Below are 16,806 nucleotides of genomic sequence, written 5' to 3'. Positions count from 1 at the left end.
TCCGCATAGTCTTTCCGCCAACCGCGTTTCCAGGTTGGGTAAGGTTCGAATTTGTCCTACTTAGAACCACAACCAAAGTAAATACCACTCAGCAGCGCAGGCACAACTGCGGGGTAGGCCGTGGCCAAGAGACAGTTGGCAGCACTTTGCCAGCTGGCTCCTGGCTGTAGGCAATCCCCCACGTGCCTGCGCGGGTCCAGAAAGCAGACACTCACCAACTTCAGTAAACAACAACCAGTCGAGCAACGACCACAACTAAAAGTGACAAAGACCCGCAGCCGCCTAGTCTTTCCGCCAACCGCGTTTGCAGGTTGGGTAAGATACGCTAATTATCATTCTTAGAACCACAACCAAAATAAATACCACTCAGTAGCGCAGGCACAACTGCGGGGTAGGCCGTGGCCAGGAGACAACTGGCAGCACCACCGCCAGCTGGCTCCTGGCTGGAGGCAATCCCCCACGTGCCTGCGCGGGTCCAGAAAGCAGACACTCACCAACTTCAGTAAACAACAACCAGTCGAGCAACGACCACAACCAAAAGTGAAAATGACCCGCAGCCGCCTAGTCTTTCCGGCAACCGCGTTTCCATGTTGGGTAATGCAATCAATTTCTCTGTTTGCTAGTCCACTAAACACAACAACCTAACAACATTCAGTACCCAGCAACTACTAGCGCATCGTTCCACACTAGCTTATTCAAACGTAGGCTTGTAGAACGAACGATTATCCAGTGGGAATACGCGCTCGGAGAACTCGCCTGGCGTAGTCTTCGACATGACGCGGTTCAGCATATTCATCTTCGCATCAATATTATCGATATAATGGAGAATCTCCGCCTCTTTCAACATCGGACGCTTCGGACTGCCCCACTCCTCTTTCCCATGGTGAGACAACACCATATGCTGAAGCAACATCACTTCTTCGCCTTCGATCTCCAGCTCTTCTGCTGCCTTGGAAATTTCATTGACCATGATCGTAATATGCCCTAGCAAGTTCCCTTCAATCGTATACTGCGTGCCGACTGGGCCTGACAACTCGATGACTTTTCCGATATCATGCAAAATAATTCCTGCATATAGCAAGTCTTTATTCAACGTTGGGTACAATTCTGCAATCGCCTTACCTAGTTTCAACATTGAAACTACGTGATCAAGTAAACCAGATACGTAGTCATGATGATTTCTCGTAGCTGCCGGATATAACACAAAGTCTTGCTGATGCTTCTTCAATAAATGACGAGTGACACGCTGAATTTGTGGATTTTTCATTTCAAAGAAATACTGCATCAGTTCATCTAGCAATACTTCCTTGCTCTTTTCAGCTGATGGCACTAAATCTGCAATTGTCACGCCCTCATCTTCTTTAACTGGACGAATTGCTTTCAAACGAAGTTGATTTTTCCCACGATATTCATGGACTTCTCCACCAACTTTTACGATAGTCGCTCCCTGATACATCTGGGCTTGTTCTTCACCTGCATCCCAAAGTTTCGCTTCTAGGTCTCCACTTTTATCTTGCAGAATCAACGTCATGAACGGACTGCCCTGCTGTGTGACACCTTTTGTTGCCTGCTTAATCAATAAATACATGTCGATCGTTTCGCCGACTTGATAGTCAAGTAATTTTTTCATCAGTAAATCTCCCCTTTTACTTTTGGTCCAATCTCAATTGTATGAGGTTCACTTGACCACTTTGATTTCATTTCTTGATGGCAAGTAAAGTACAGAAATTGATGAGATGGCTGTAACTCAGTAAGTATTTCTATCATACGCGAAAGTCGCTCATTATCAAAGTGAACAAATGGGTCATCCATGATAATAGGGAACGGTGCCCGCTCTGATAATTCATATGCTAACGCTAGTCGCAATGAAAGATACGCTTGCTCCTTTGTAGCCTGACTGAGCTCATTGATCATGAAAGATTGTCCTTCAGCAGTGACTGCCTCAAAATATCCTTCCGCTGTTAAGCCGAGCGTCGCGTATCGATTCCAAGTTAAACGGCCAAACCAATTATTGGCTTGTATGAGAACGGCCGGTAGTTGATGTTCTTTCCATTCACTCATCGTCTGTCGAATCGACTCACGAACAGCTTTGCGGATTACCCATTGTTCTGTCAGTTCTTCCAACTCAGCTTTTCGTACTTCTACTAATTGCTGAAGCTCACTGTACGTTTGACTGGCACCCATTTGTGAGATTTCATGACCTACTTTGACTTGCTCATCTACAAGTGTCTCTACTTCTTGACGAAGCATTTGTAGGCGGTTCGTTGTTTCGCCGCGTTGTCGTTCAAGCTCTGGTATGGTCCATTCTTTTACTAATGGTTCCTTACTATATAAAGATAACTGTGCTTCTACTTCTTTCAGCTGTCGTTTCAGCAACTGTGCATCTTGAGCTTGCTCATACGCTGTGTAAAATTGCTCTTTTTCCGATACACCAACGATATCGAATAATTTTTGTGTTTCCGCTGTTGTCGTTTCCAACAGCTCCTGCGTTTCTTGTAACTGCTCCTTGATTTCAAGTACAGCTTGTTGTTTACTCATATGCTTTTCTTGCAAGCTATTCTGTCTAAGTAGTTCTTGGCGAATTCTTTCGAATAAACCTTCTTCCGCAACAGGTCCGAGCACTTTTTCTACTTCTTCGATCAGCGACTGTAACTGTTGAGTTGTCGTTTGCAAACGTTGCTGCCATGTTTTCTGATCAATTTCCGCGTCCTGGTACTCACGCAATAAACGGAAGCTTTCTTGAATATTGAATGTCAGATCGAAGGGTTCATCTTTCAATAGCTCTTGCAACTTCTTCTCTGCTTGTTGTTTTTGATAATACAGTTGTTCCATTTCTTCCGCGTATTTCTGCAATTTGCGATCCAGTCTTTCAATTTCGACTGACACTTGCCGTTGATCACGCTGTTGCAGATCATCACGCTCAGCCAATTTTTCAAGTTCTGCTGCTAACGCTTCATTATCCCGAATGAAGAACTGCTGATCCGATACGGAATTAGGCCGTTGTTTCCATAACCAAGCACCGACTGCCACAACTAGTAGGCCGAGACCTGCGAACAACCATTGTTGCTGCAAAACACTATATGCCCCGATTGCTAGTCCAATGAGCAAAATAACTATCGGAACCATCTGATTTGATGCCTGTTTATCGGCTGCAGATACAATGAATTTAGCCTCCGCAAGTTGACGTTGCAGTTTGGGCCAGTTTGCCAGTTTGGCTCGCTCAGATTCAGTCAATCGCAAACGGTCAGTACGTTCTTTTCGTTGCTCCGCTTCCTGACGTTCACTCTCTGCTTCTGCCAATAGACGTTGCATGGCTTTTACTTGCTGATCCAGTTCCTTTTGTTCCTTAAGGATCGGTTCAAGTTGGCGTTCACGTTGAATGGAGACATCTATGTTCCCTATCGATAACTGCTGATCATCCGATAATCCTAAGCGATTGCTGAACTGCTGTTGTTTCTTTTCAAACAAACGAATTTCTTGTTCAGCAGCAAACCGATCCGTACGTAACCGATGCCACTCGGCTTCCTGTGCCACCCAGCGCTCTAACTGCTGCCGTTCATTGACTGGTCGTAAATCAATTAATTCCGATTGCCACTCTGCCCGTTCTTTTTCTAGACGTGTTTTCTTTAAGTGCAATTCTGACTGTTTACTGGCTAGTTCTTCATAACGCCGGATTCCAGCTGCCGGGAATTCATCCGACAAGTGGGAAAGTTGTTCGAGCAATTGATTGCGCTGTTGCTGCAAGGGAACGATTTGCATAGCGATTCGTTGTTCTTCAGACTGCTTATACAGACGTTGCTCCTCGAAGCGTAATGTCGCCACTTGCTCGTCGAGTTCTTGCTTATGAATAGTCAGCGGTTCATATGTCGATAGTTTCTGCTGCTCTTTTTGCATCGCTTGTTCAAGCTCACGGATTTCAGCCAATTTTTTATTCATCGGCGGTATTTTCCCAGATTTTTTGAAGAGGCCGCCCATTTCTTTCTCCATCTTCTTTTCCACTTTCCAAAGCGTATCTAGACCGGTCGTTCCGGAAGCAAGTAATGTACGACTTAAATCATTTTCATCCATTTTCTCGAGATCTTGTAACTGGAATAAGGAGAATGAAAAAATGGATTCAAAAGCTTGTCGATCATAGCCTCTCAATAATCTCTTCAGTTCATCTTCCTCTGCTATGCGCCCATCTTCAAAACGAATTAAGACGTCACCTGAAGATTTTCCACGCACCCGCTCAATCATCCAATTACCATACGCTTGATCTTCTATATAGAGACAGCCGCCATATTTACCACCTGTTTTCGGCTCATAGCGTAGCTCTTGTTGATTCTTTTGAGGGAATCCAAATAAAATATGAAGGATGGCTTGCTGAATAGTCGTCTTCCCTGCTTCGTTCGGTCCGTACAAAAGATTCATACCAGGTCGCAAATCAATTTCCAGATTCTCATGCTGACCGAATCCATAAAGAAGAATTTTTCGGATCTTCATTTTAGCCCTCCTTCAACATTTCATTCGCCAGCAATGTGGTTGCCTGCTGTTTTAACCGCTCGAAATCTGCCGGCGTCAGTGCTTCTAAATAGCGACCGGCTTTATGACTGTAGACTTCTTTCACCAAGTCATTCCAGTCATCTGTTCCCCAAGAAGTAATGGTCTCTTCCACCGGTTCTACTAATGAATTCGGGATGACGGCATCACGCTTTCGTGGCCATTCAATTGCTGAAATCCACACGAATGGCTCCATAGCTTCATACTGTTCGCGTAAAATATCGAGCCACTCTTCATCTGCCCTAGCTAAATCAATTGGTAGGCCTTCCGTATGTTCCATCACTAACTCTATGACGACACTGCCGGTTTCAGCTGTCAGTTGATCAATCGCTTCCTGACAAGCAGCAATCCAGTCATCTGCGTATTCGATCCCTTTGCACGAAACAGTCAATGAAGTGAACACAATATCTGATGTACCTATAAATTTCATGGAAGTATGAGTAGGCGTCAACGAGACGTCATAAAAACCTTTACGTCCTTGTTCATTGCGGTGACGGCCTTGAATATTGCCAGGATAGACAATCGGCGGTTCCTGTGATAAAACTTGGCGCTTATGAATATGGCCAAGCGCCCAGTAATGATAGTGCTTATCCTGTAATTCACTGACGGTAAACGGTGCATATACAGCGTGCACTGCATCTCCCGCCACACTTCCGTGTAAAAGACCGATATGTATTCCGTCAGTCGCTTCCGGATATTGCTTAATCATCGATTCTTTGACATGGCGTTGCGGGTAGCTGAAGCCGTGTAAATAAACTTTTTCATCACGAATCATCAATTGTTTTTGCTCTACTTGTTCAGAAAATACGTGTACATTTTCGGGTAATGAAACTCTAGTCCACCTGCCTGCCAAGTGGTCATGATTTCCGTATGATAGATAGACGGGAATGTTCACTTTTTGCAGTTGTTGCATACCTTGTTGGAAACGAATTTGCGCACGCAAGCTACGGTCTTCACCGTCGTAAAGGTCACCGACAATGACAATGAAATCCGGTCGCTCTTTAACTGCGTAGGCAATGAATCGGTCGAATGCGGCAAATGTGGACTGCTGTAATCTAGCTAACTCGTCCGGTCCTGCTGCGGCCATGCCTTTAAAAGGGCTGTCCAAATGCAAGTCGGCTGTATGTAAAAAACGGATGGGTTCCATAAGTTGCACCTCTTCCACGAATACTCGTTCCTATTTTAGCATATTTCATCTATTACTGGAAAGTGGACAGGCGAAACAGAAGTAAATGGGAAGGCGCCGTTAATCGACGTTCCAGGCGGAAGATGGGGCGACTCCGGGAGGATCAGTACGAACAGGTGAGACAACCAAAGGGAGCAAAGCGAGCTGGTTGGCTCACCGCGTGCCCTCCGGAAAGCGTCCCCAGCTGGAGCCTCCATCCCTTCATAGTCACTAACTCCACTTACACTTGAACTTAAATCCACGCAAAAAAGAGTATCCCAAGAAGCACTGCGACTTCTCGGGACACTCTTCACCTAAACCTATTCCTTACCAAGCTGTATAGCCTTCTTCAAGTCCTTCAATGAACGAGACGGCCCATACATCAACACGCCACCACGGTACACTTTCGCACCGAACCAGCCAAGGATGAAGATGGTCACGATCATGATACCTATCGAAAGCAAAGGCTCCCATAAAGGTAGGTCAAGCATGCCAACCCGTAGGAACATGACAAGAGGGGCGAAGAATGGGATGAACGACGCGATTTTCAAATAGCCCAACTCTGGATTCCCAAGCCCCGTTGCCGCGATTATGAAGGCCGCAACGATTAGCAACGACATCGGCATAATCATTTGCTGAACGTCTTCTGTGCGACTCACTAGTGAGCCTAGTAGCGCGGCTAGAGTGGCATAAAGGAAATAGCCGAGTAAGAAGAAAACCACAGCATAAACTAGCGTGCTTACTTGCAAGTTTTCCAGACTGAAAAATGCGGATAGCTCATGATCCTCTCCTTTGGAAGAAAGTTTATAAGCTAAAAATCCTGATACTGCGTAGACTAGAATTTGCGCAATTCCGAGTGAACCGATACCAAGCACTTTTGCAAACATATGCTTAACAGGTGATACACTTGAGATAAGAATTTCCATCACGCGTGATGATTTTTCTGTCGCTACTTCTGTCGCAATCATCGATGAATAAATGATAACCGCAAAGTAAATGACGAACATCAATACATATACCAAGACACGAGCTTGGTTCAGCTCTTCCTCTGATTTGGCCGTATCGGAAATATTATGCTTTTCAAATTGAATCGGCGCAAACAACTCGGAAACTTGTTCACCGGATAGGGAGAGCTGATCGGCTTTCACTTGCGTTTGAATGTTCTGCAATGCATCTTGTAGAGCTGAAGGCAAAAATTGATCTACCAAACTGCCCGTTGTATAAGAAGCTTGGATGGTTTGTTCAGCACCAAAACTCAATTCCATAAACGCTTCAATTTCTTCCGATTGGACTTTCTCTGACAGCTGATCTTGTGAGTCTTCCGTCAGCTCCAATGAAATTCCTTGCTCATTTAGCTGAAGTTGTTCATCTAGCCGGTCAAACAATACGCCACTCTCATCTACGACGAGTACATGGTCGTCTTCATCGCTTCCCATCATCTGACCGACCTTATCCATAATGCTCGGTAAATTCGCGAAGAGGAAAATCCCTGCCACCATAATAAGTGTCGTAATGAAAAATGACTTCGTTTTAGCTTTTGTTATGAAACTTTGTTTGAAAATAATCCAAAACTCACGCATTCTCATCCCCCACTTTCGCAATGAATATATCTTGCAAAGATGGTTCTTCTATTTCAAACTGACGAATCGGCCCCTTTAGCAATGCCGCCTGCAACAACCTATGTGCCACTTGTTCATCCTCTACTTGAAACACTGCACCTTCCAATGAATGGTGAGCGGTCGTTACGCCTTCGATGCTTTCTAGCTCTAGTAAAGGGAAGTCCGCACGAATCCGGACATTTTGTTTGCCGAATGAACGCTTTACGTCACGTAACTTTCCACTAACTAATTGTTTGCCATGATGAATAATGCTAAGCTGCTCACATAACTCTTCTACATGATCCATGCGGTGGCTAGAGAATAGGATTGTCGCCCCGCTATTACGGAAGTCAACGATTGCTTTTTTCAGCATCTCAACGTTCACCGGATCAAGTCCAGAGAACGGTTCATCCAAGATCAGCAATTGCGGATTATGTAATAATGCAGCAATGACTTGTATTTTTTGCTGATTCCCTTTGGATAACTCTTCTACCTTCTTATTCGTATTTTGTGGCACTTCGAAACGATCCAACCAATGAAGTGCGGCACTTTTCGCTGCTGACTTTTTCATTCCGCGTAGCTGGCCAAGAAAGATTAACTGATCCAGCACTTTCATTTTTGGATAAAGCCCCCGTTCTTCGGGTAGATATCCTATTAGTGGACTCGTCTCATACGATATCGTGCGTCCATTCCAAGAAATATTTCCTTCTGTCGGTGTTAATAATCCCAAAATCATTCGGAATGTAGTGGTCTTCCCAGCACCGTTTGCTCCGAGGAATCCGTACATCGTTCCTTGTTCCACCCTCAATGACAGCTGATCCACTGCTGTAAAATCGCCAAATCGCTTCGTTACTTGTTGCACTTCTAAGGCCACGCCCATCATCTCCTTTACTACTCTCACTATCTCGTTCTACGTTTCAACTGACAATATGTTTCACAATTATAAATATTCTTCTTAGACATTCTAACATTCAGTATCTTTCTTCGCTTTAATATACTGAATCATTATTCATTTCATTCATTTCATAGTATACTAAGTAAAAGATGATGGAGGCGATACAATGAAAACGTACAAACTAACAGCTTACGAAAAAGATGGTTCATTGATTACTGAAGAGACTTTCACTGCTGAATCTGATGACGCCGCAAAAGAACAAGGCGAGCAGTTATTGACAGAAAAAGATTTGCTCGAGCGAACGCACCGCCTAGCTTCCCCTCTTGGTAAACTATTATTATTCCATACGTGAACACATGACAAAATCTCTGTTTAGGAGATTTTGTTTTTTTATACGATATCACGAGCAGTGGGAAATGATTATTCTAGCATTTAAATGATTTGCTCAAAAGGAATTTACCGACTTACATGATCAATCGAAATAAGAAATAAAATCTGAGGATAATGTATTACACTTAGTATTACAAATATTTATAAAAATAGCACAAGATTTTTTGAGAACTTTATGATACGCTATGGTCGTTGAGAAATCGTAGAAGGAAGTGACTCGTTTGAACATTGCTTTAATTGCGCATGATGAAAAAAAGGCTGAATTGGTCAATTTCACAATTGCTTACGAGCAGATTTTTGCTAAACATACTCTTTATGCAACGGGCACAACAGGATTACGCATCATGGAAGAAACTGATCTTTCTGTTACACGACTTATGTCAGGGCCGCTTGGTGGCGACCAACAGATGGGTGCTATGATCGCGACAGGTGGGCTTGATTTGATTTTATTTTTCCGGGATCCGTTGACTGCACAGCCACATGAACCTGATGTGAGCGCCTTACTTCGATTATGTGATGTCTATGGCATTCCACTCGCTACGAACTTAGCTTCAGCGGAGTTACTATTGCGTGCTATAGAAAAAGGCTATTTCTCATGGAGAGAAACAGCCGCTAAGTATCAATAATTCTATAAATATGTTCATAGATATAAATTAGACGCGCAATGTTCATAGCGCGTCTTTTTGCATGTCAATTATTGGCCTGTGAAGCTCGGTTTTCTTTTCTCGACAAATGCTTGCACACCTTCGCGGTGATCCGTTGTGGAGCGCATGGCTGCTTGTGCTTCGCTCTCAAGTTTTACTACTTGCTCGAGTTCTGCGATGCCCGCCGCATGGAGTATTTTCTTTGTTGCTGCCATCGAAGCTGTTGGGGAGTTCAAGATAACTTGCGCACGTTGTTGTGCCTTGTTCCAAGCTTCACCGTCCGCTACCGCTTCATCCACGAGTCCAATTTGCATGGCACTTTTTCCGTCGAGTACTTTCCCCGACCAAATCAGTTGTTTAGCTCTAGCCGTACCTACTCGTTCTTTGAGGAAGAAGTGACCACCACCGTCTGGTACGAGTCCGATACCAATAAAGTTCATAGCAATTTTGCTCGACTCTTCCGCGATGACAACGTCGCATGCAATCGCGATACTGCACCCTAACCCAGCTGCCGCACCGTGTACGGATGCAATTGTGATTTGTGGCATGCTGTACATAGATAATGCCAATCTCGATAAGTCGACCATGATGTCTTCCATTTTCATTGGACCATTCGGGTTCAACATCGCTTTGACGTTACCGCCTGCAGAAAATGCTCGACCTGCCCCCTTGAACAGTACAACATGTACTGATGAGTTATCTTTTAGTTGATCTACGATATCTGCCAATTCTTTCATCATGACTCCGTCCATCGCGTTCATTACTTCCGGTTGGTTAAAAGTTACCGTCGCTAATCTTCCTTCAATTTCCACTTCGATCTGTTTTGTCAAAATCAATTCCCCCTTTGTATGAATGGTTGTTCATTCATTACATTATACACAATTACCAGAGCATTTGCATAACTTTAACAAAAAAATTCCCCTGCCACTTTTTCGACAGGGGAATCAGCATTACTTTATTGTTTCTGAGGACGGAAATAACTCTTCTAAATACGCTATTTTCTTATCGATAGCTTCTTCAAATCCTACTATATAGGCACCGGGTTCTTTCGGATTATGGAATTGCGTCAGCTTGCCAGTTGCCGGTTCCATGAATTTACTTGAAGCGCCACAACCTAAACCGATAATGGTCTGCGCTTCTTCCATGATCAAAATGTTATAGAGACTTTCTTCACCGGGCTTTGAATATCCAACATTTTCTAGATTTCCTAAAATGTTTTTCTGGCGGTAGAGATAATACGGAATATAGCCGTTATCCCGTGACCATTCTTCTCCGCGTGTCATCATTTTTCCTACAGTTTCACGATCGGCTACTTGATACTTGTCTTTATTGCGTGTCATTTCAGACGCACGTTTAAACGACAAGGTATGGATCGTCAAAGATTCTGGCTGCATCTTTTCTGTTTCAGCTAATGAATGTTCAAATTCTTCAAGGCCTTCATTCGGTAAACCAATGATTAAGTCCATATTAATATTGCGCATGCCTTGCTCCCGAGACAACCAATATTTATCGATTGTTTCCTGCACAGTGTGATGACGACCGATTGCTTTCAGCGTTTCATCCGTATAAGACTGTGGATTGACACTGATGCGATCTATACCCCACTTCTTCAGTACTTCAAGTTTTGGTACCGTAATCGTATCGGGACGCCCTGCTTCCACCGTCACTTCACGAACATGTTCCATATATGGAAATGAGTCCATCATCGTTTGATAGAGCGCATCCATTTCATCCGCTTCAATAGACGTTGGTGTTCCGCCACCGAAATAAATTGTCGTGATGCGGATATCATGGTCTTTTAACCATTTACCCATTGCGCGCATTTCTTCATGCAAGCCATCAAGGAATGTTTCCACTCGTCCACTTTTCCGGTGAATGGCATAGGCTGGGAACGTGCAATACGCACATTTTGTCGGACAAAACGGAATACCAATATATATACTCACTTCTTCTTTCAATGAATATAAATCTGGCAATGCATTGAGTTGAACATCTGCAATTTTTGCAATCAATTCACTTTTTCGTACCGATACACGATGACGTTGCTGAAGCAATTGCTTCGCTTCATCGACCGTATAACCGTCTTGACGATACATATGATACAACTTTGTAGGTCGGATTCCCGTTAAAATCCCCCATTCTTGATTCATTCCTGTCGCTTGCTCCAACACGTCTAGCAATACATGAGAATACATTCTTTTACGCTGACGTAATTGCTCGCGTTCTTCTGTTTCTTTTACCTCTTCGGCGAAACGTGACGTATAGTGCTTACCTTGCCACTGAATATCCGCTGTTACACTTGGCGTATCCTCATATTCTTCGGTAAAGCGTAGCTCAATCGCTGTAACATCTGCCTGATCGGTAACTATTTTAGATTGCTCAAAAAATAAATTGGCCAAATGTGTAAACATTCGAATCCAATCTTGGGGGAACTGTTGATTTACATGTAATTGCTGCATCATTTTCTCCTACTCTCCATCTGTTGAAAAAAACCGGCCAAGGCCGGTTTCGATGTATCTATTAATTGAATCCTTCATATAAATCTTGAATCGGCTTCAATACTACACGGTTTACTTCTTCGATCAATTCGCTAAGTTTCATTTCTGCAGTTAGCATAGCTAAGATTTTCGGATCTTCTTGAGCGAGTTGTGCCGTTTTCTGTGCGTGCTCCAGCTCGTCCCCTTCAATCTCTTCACCCGCCATTTGTTTTTGTTGCAAATTCATTTGGATTTCGCGGAAGCTTTCGAACAATGCACGTGCATGCTCGTCACCTTTCACATCGGCCATCGCCGTTTTCACCGCTACATACTCATCCGTCTTACGCAAAGTAGATTCCAATTTGTTCATATCATCATAAATATTTACTGACATACTATCTCCTCCTACAATCCATTTAGTGTAAGTGCAATAATCCCCTGCACAATTCCGATGATACCACCTAGAAATGCGCCTAGAACCGTAATCATTTTGAACTCTCTGCGTGAAATACCGAGAACTAGATCTTCTAGAACCGCCACAGGGAACGTGTCCACCTGCTCTTTCACCATTTCATCCAATTTTAGCTTCTTTAACGATTGTTCAAGCTGTGCTTCGGCTTGTGCGAATAAGAAGCTAACAATCTGTGGTGTAACCTTTTCGGCCGTCCATGTGGAACCTTGTGGCCAATAATGCGACAAGCTGTAATCGAGTCTTTCATGTAATGCTAATTGATCGAGTGCATATTTTCTCACTGAAGCAAACACACTATCAAAGTCGAATCCAGACGTCAACTGTTCCATTGGTTGTTGCTGAACGTTCTGCCATTCTTTCCAAATCAGTTTATCTAATAAATCTTTCGTACCAGGTGCTTCTATAAATCGCAATGCTTCTCGTTGAACCTTACCGACAAGCGACTCCGATTCTCCAAAAAACATATTGAGCATGCCGCCAAAAGTTCCTTTTGAAGCTAGAAAATCATCAATCAACTTTTGGAATGTCTGTTTTCCTTCTGCCGAATCAACAAACTGACTAGCACGTAGTAATACAAAGTCAGAAGCTAATGGAATTCGTTCTTCGATTTGTTGTTGCCAACGTAGCGGCATAACTTCTTCCACTGTACCTGTTGTTACTTTTGCTTTCATCTCGAATAGTTGCTGATCGATCAAAGTGACCAACTTGTCTTCCACTTGTTCAGCAAGTTTGTCAGCACCCGCAAGCTTGAGCCAGTCATTCAATGTCTTATCTGATTGTAGGATGTATTGATCCAGTTTACTTTGGACAAACGTTTCTACACGCTTTTCCATTCCAGGTGTCAACATCTTTTTCCGGAACAGGTCAGGTGTCAGCAAATAATTTGTCACCGTTTTACCAAGCTGTGTCGCCAATTCATTTCGGCGTTTCGGAATCAAGCCGGGTGTAAACGGCAAACGAGTTTTTCCAATGTATTTTGCTTCATGTGGTCTAAACAACATTTTAATCGCCAGATGATTCGTTACTCCACCAATCAATGCGCCAATAAACGCCATGAACAAAATAGTTAGTACTATTTTCAATCGCTTCACCTTATTCCACTTGGTCTTCGTTCCAATTATAACAAAAACCAGCTGAATGAAAAGCAATTAGAGGCGGAGATTTCTGACTTTACTTTTGATAGCCGTTCAGGTACGTTGCAAGTAGAGTATTACTGACTACCATCCTACGTTTTCACGTACTGACAAAGGAGGCACGCATTTCATTGAAGAAAGAAATGATCGACCACTTAGGAAGAACCGTTGTATATAATTTCCCACCTAAACGAATTGTCACATTATGCCCTGGTATTACAGAAACATTATTTGGCATTGGACTTGAGAAGGAAATTGTCGGACGCACACGATATTGTATATATCCCGAACAAGCCAAGAACGTTGCCGCGGTGGCAGGAACGAAAGATTTGAAGCTAGAAAAAATACATGAAGTCCAACCTGATTTAATTATTATGGAAAAAGAAGAAAACACAAAAGAGATGGTCGAAATTCTTTCCGAGTTCTATCCGGTTTATGTAGCGGAAGTGCAGACGATCGAAGATGCCTATAGAATGATTACCGATATGGGATCCTTGACTGACCGTGAGCAACAGTCAGAGTCTCTGGTCACGGAAATCAAGCAAGCATTTACGGCACTCCCCACTCTTCCTGCTGCACGAATAGCTTATGTCATTTGGCAAAAACCGTATATGGTAGCCGGCAAAGACACTTATATCAACTCGTTGTTACAAAAACTCGGTTTCATCACACCGTTTGCCGAATCAACTGATCGCTATCCAGCTCTAACGAAAGAACAATTCAAGGAAGCTAATCTAGATTTAGTATTGCTGTCATCTGAACCCTATCCATTTAAAGAAAAACAACAAGTTCAGTTCCAAGAAATGTTACCCGATTCAGCGATCCAGCTAATTGATGGCGAAATGTTTTGGTATGGGGTTCGAATGCTTGAAGGTGCCAAATATTTCAAAGACTTTTCTTTCGACGTTTGATTTAATTTGCTCCATTGAATATGGTAGACATTCGAATCGCATGCTCCATATCATCATGTAACGCAATGAAAATTGGATCGTATGCCTCTTCAAAAGGAATCGTCAAAAACATTTCCTTACATTGTTCTACTGCTTCAAGTTCATAAACTAACGCATTTTTGGCTGATTCTTTCAAATTCGTACAAGGCGCTGGTTTTTTCGGATTTGGCACAAACTCTTTCGTCATTATATAATGCAACTGCTGAAACATCTCGTAATGACTTTTTTCATCCTCATACGCATGACGAATGAATTCCTGCCATAGCAAATCATTCGTTAGCTGATACATGGACTTATAATAAAAATACGACTTATACTTTTCCTCGACTGCATTACGTAGTTGAGTAACAAACACACACTCATCCTTTCGTTCCTTTTGGTTAGTTTATGAAACGAACGAACAGGATATCACTACTGGCACAATAAAGGAGAAAAGAAGATGCTACAACACTTCAGTCACAAAAAAATGTTTGAAGACACTGATCTACCAGGCTGGACGATCTCGTTCTATTATCAAAACAAGCAATACAAAGGTGACTACCACAAAGACGGCACGGTCAACTGGACAAATGGCACACCGCCAGACGAAGATAAAGTCTTACTAATGGTTCATGATCTCATGACTTTCCACGTCTATGAATGAGATCCATCTAAACCGACCATCCTCTAACTAGAGGAGGTGTTTTTATGGGCAAAGAACAATCAAAGGGCAAACAACAGTTAGAAAAAGAGCGTTTGAAAGTACAAAACCAAAAAACCGAAAACGTTTTTGAAGACAAAAGCCACATCCCGAACGAACAAAACGCCTTTAAAGAAACTCAACCACAGTACGGCGAGTAAAATTATTACCTAAGACTGAAGACACTTTCCTTGTACAAAGGACATGGTCTTCAGTCTTTTTTAAAATATATTTAAAATTTAAGAAAATAACAAAAGTGATGCTGTTTTCTTCATGTGGCGCGGATACCACGCGCCTCAACACTCTATATATCGACACATTATGTACTCAGAAAACGATTTTTTTCCGTTCTGTAAGCAAATCGAATTGTAATTTCTCTATAAATAAATTATTATAAAAGATAACTAACTTTACTTTACAGGAGGTGTACGCTTTGTTCTTTTCCCTCATCTGGGTTAAGTGCGAAGCTATTATTTGGATATTGCCATACGATTGGCAGCATTTGCTGCCTTGATCGCAATCACCGCTTTTTTTGTCGCGTGTGAATTCGCAATCGTGAAAGTCCGCTCATCACGTCTCGACCAATTAGTTGTCGAAGGCAATCAACGAGCGGTTCTTTCAAAAAAAATTGCCGATAATTTAGATGAATATTTATCCGCTTGTCAGCTCGGAATTACGATTTCGGCACTTGGCCTAGGTATGCTCGGGGAACCTACAGTCCGCATGATGCTAGCTCCCATTTTCGATGTTTTTGTGCTTGATGCCAATGTCGAAACCATTCTTTCTTTCACTATCGCTTTAGTGATCGTCACCTATTTGCATGTCGTGGTAGGAGAACTAGCTCCAAAGACCATCGCATTGCACAAGGCGGAAGAATTATCCTTATCCCTAGCCGTCCCACTGAATCTATTTTACCGTCTTATGTACCCGATCATTAAAGGAATGAACGGATCGGCACGTCTTGTTACACGATTGCTAGGCTTCAAATCCATTTCCGAATTAGAAGTAGGTCATACAGAGGAAGAATTGCGTATTATCTTATCCGATAGTTTGCGAAGCGGTGAAATCAATCAAGCAGAGTACAAATACGTCAATCGTATTTTCGAGTTTGATGATCGAGTCGCAAAGGAAATTATGCTTCCACGAACAGAAATGATGACAGTCGATAAAGAAATGACGTTATCCGAAGTTTTTGAATTACTTGGTGTAGAACAGTTTACCCGTTATCCAATTATCGACGGGGACAAAGATCATGTCATTGGACTCATCAACATGAAACATTTACTGACGGCCTATATTAAAGATCCGTCGAATGGTAGTAAATCGGTCATCAATTATATGCAACCAATTATTCGAGTCATCGAAACCATTCCAATTGGAGATTTACTATTGAAGATCCAACGCGAACGTATTCATATGGCCGTTCTATTGGATGAATATGGAGGGACTTCAGGTCTAGTCACCATTGAAGATATATTGGAAGAAATTGTTGGTGAAATCCGCGATGAGTTCGATATGGATGAACTACCTGAACTTCAGATTGTGGGTCCAGACCACTATATTTTAGATGCTAAAATGCTGATTGAAAACGTCAATCACGCATTGAACATTGAAATTCTTGAAGAAGATATCGATACAATCGGCGGTTGGTTCATGGATCAACGCTTTGAAGCTATTCAAGGAGAAAAGATTATCGAACAAGGATATGAGTTTACTGTCAAAGAAGTAGACGGTAACCACATTCTTTACCTAGAAGCAAAAAAACAACCTCCCGATATCGCAACCAATGAAGCTACCGATTCGTCCAAATAAAGCTTTCCCGTCAAAACGGGAAAGCTTTTGTCTATTATCTATTTGTAAGGAG

General features: G+C 42.7%; 16 protein-coding genes. 6 read left to right on the top strand and 10 right to left on the bottom strand.

Annotated features, from left to right (window positions below):
• Positions 1-691: 691 nt before the first annotated feature.
• From yhaM to CSV64_RS14905, 5 genes are all read right to left on the bottom strand, one after another.
• Positions 692-1,630: a 3'-5' exoribonuclease YhaM gene (gene yhaM / locus CSV64_RS14925; RefSeq protein WP_099635365.1), complete on the bottom strand. Its 939-nt coding sequence runs from the start codon at positions 1,628-1,630 to the stop codon at positions 692-694.
• On the bottom strand, positions 1,630-4,482 hold the full coding sequence (locus CSV64_RS14920; RefSeq protein WP_099635364.1) for an ATP-binding protein: 2,853 nt from the start codon (positions 4,480-4,482) through the stop codon (positions 1,630-1,632). The genes yhaM and CSV64_RS14920 overlap by 1 nt, the downstream gene beginning before the upstream one ends.
• Position 4,483: 1 nt before the next feature.
• Positions 4,484-5,686 (bottom strand): metallophosphoesterase family protein, encoded by a 1,203-nt coding sequence (locus CSV64_RS14915; protein WP_099635363.1) that lies wholly within the window; start codon positions 5,684-5,686, stop codon positions 4,484-4,486.
• 338 nt (positions 5,687-6,024) lie between these two features.
• Entirely contained in the window at positions 6,025-7,284 is a 1,260-nt protein-coding gene (locus CSV64_RS14910) for an ABC transporter permease (protein WP_099635362.1), read from the bottom strand.
• A complete protein-coding gene (locus CSV64_RS14905; protein ID WP_099635361.1) occupies positions 7,277-8,176 on the bottom strand; it encodes an ABC transporter ATP-binding protein in 900 nt (299 codons plus the stop codon). The genes CSV64_RS14910 and CSV64_RS14905 overlap by 8 nt, the downstream gene beginning before the upstream one ends.
• Before the next feature lie 187 nt (positions 8,177-8,363).
• Between CSV64_RS14905 and CSV64_RS14900 the strand changes: the two genes are divergently transcribed.
• Positions 8,364-8,549 carry a YhzD family protein gene (locus CSV64_RS14900; protein WP_099635360.1) on the top strand — a complete coding sequence of 62 codons (186 nt, stop codon included), beginning with the start codon at positions 8,364-8,366 and terminating at the stop codon, positions 8,547-8,549.
• 250 nt (positions 8,550-8,799) lie between these two features.
• Positions 8,800-9,213 (top strand): methylglyoxal synthase, encoded by a 414-nt coding sequence (mgsA, locus tag CSV64_RS14895; RefSeq protein ID WP_099635359.1) that lies wholly within the window; start codon positions 8,800-8,802, stop codon positions 9,211-9,213.
• Positions 9,214-9,281: 68 nt separating this feature from the next.
• Here the strand turns inward: mgsA and CSV64_RS14890 are convergent, their stop codons facing one another.
• From CSV64_RS14890 to CSV64_RS14875, 4 genes are all read right to left on the bottom strand, one after another.
• Complete coding sequence (locus CSV64_RS14890; protein WP_099635358.1) at positions 9,282-10,067, bottom strand: enoyl-CoA hydratase; 786 nt, start codon at positions 10,065-10,067, stop codon at positions 9,282-9,284.
• A gap of 114 nt (positions 10,068-10,181) precedes the next feature.
• Positions 10,182-11,690, bottom strand: coding sequence for a coproporphyrinogen III oxidase (locus CSV64_RS14885; protein ID WP_099635357.1), 1,509 nt, complete (start codon positions 11,688-11,690; stop codon positions 10,182-10,184).
• Between the two features lie 61 nt (positions 11,691-11,751).
• Positions 11,752-12,102, bottom strand: a complete 351-nt coding sequence (locus CSV64_RS14880; RefSeq protein WP_099635356.1) for a YlbF/YmcA family competence regulator — start codon at positions 12,100-12,102, stop codon at positions 11,752-11,754.
• An 11-nt stretch (positions 12,103-12,113) separates the two neighbouring features.
• The gene (locus CSV64_RS14875) at positions 12,114-13,271 is read right to left on the bottom strand and encodes a DUF445 domain-containing protein (protein WP_099635355.1); all 1,158 of its coding nucleotides are present in this window, start codon (positions 13,269-13,271) and stop codon (positions 12,114-12,116) included.
• Between the two features lie 173 nt (positions 13,272-13,444).
• On the opposite strand from CSV64_RS14875, the gene CSV64_RS14870 reads away from it, so the two are divergent.
• Positions 13,445-14,224: a helical backbone metal receptor gene (locus CSV64_RS14870; RefSeq protein WP_099635354.1), complete on the top strand. Its 780-nt coding sequence runs from the start codon at positions 13,445-13,447 to the stop codon at positions 14,222-14,224.
• A gap of 1 nt (position 14,225) precedes the next feature.
• Here CSV64_RS14870 and CSV64_RS14865 read toward each other — a convergent pair whose 3' ends face one another.
• The gene (locus CSV64_RS14865) at positions 14,226-14,618 is read right to left on the bottom strand and encodes a ferritin family protein (protein WP_099635353.1); all 393 of its coding nucleotides are present in this window, start codon (positions 14,616-14,618) and stop codon (positions 14,226-14,228) included.
• A gap of 84 nt (positions 14,619-14,702) precedes the next feature.
• Between CSV64_RS14865 and CSV64_RS14860 the strand changes: the two genes are divergently transcribed.
• From CSV64_RS14860 to CSV64_RS14855, 3 genes are all read left to right on the top strand, one after another.
• Positions 14,703-14,906, top strand: a complete 204-nt coding sequence (locus CSV64_RS14860; RefSeq protein WP_099635352.1) for a YheE family protein — start codon at positions 14,703-14,705, stop codon at positions 14,904-14,906.
• Positions 14,907-14,950: 44 nt separating this feature from the next.
• Complete coding sequence (locus CSV64_RS16690) at positions 14,951-15,103, top strand: hypothetical protein (protein WP_158233055.1); 153 nt, start codon at positions 14,951-14,953, stop codon at positions 15,101-15,103.
• Between the two features lie 313 nt (positions 15,104-15,416).
• Positions 15,417-16,754 (top strand): hemolysin family protein, encoded by a 1,338-nt coding sequence (locus CSV64_RS14855; RefSeq protein ID WP_199168601.1) that lies wholly within the window; start codon positions 15,417-15,419, stop codon positions 16,752-16,754.
• The last annotated feature ends 52 nt before the right edge of the window (positions 16,755-16,806 follow it).

This window comes from Sporosarcina sp. P32b, from assembly GCF_002743335.1.
Taxonomy (GTDB): Bacteria; Bacillota; Bacilli; order Bacillales_A; family Planococcaceae; genus Sporosarcina.
The sequence above is the reverse complement of the archived record's forward strand: the minus strand, read 5'-3'. Positions and strand labels throughout refer to the sequence as shown.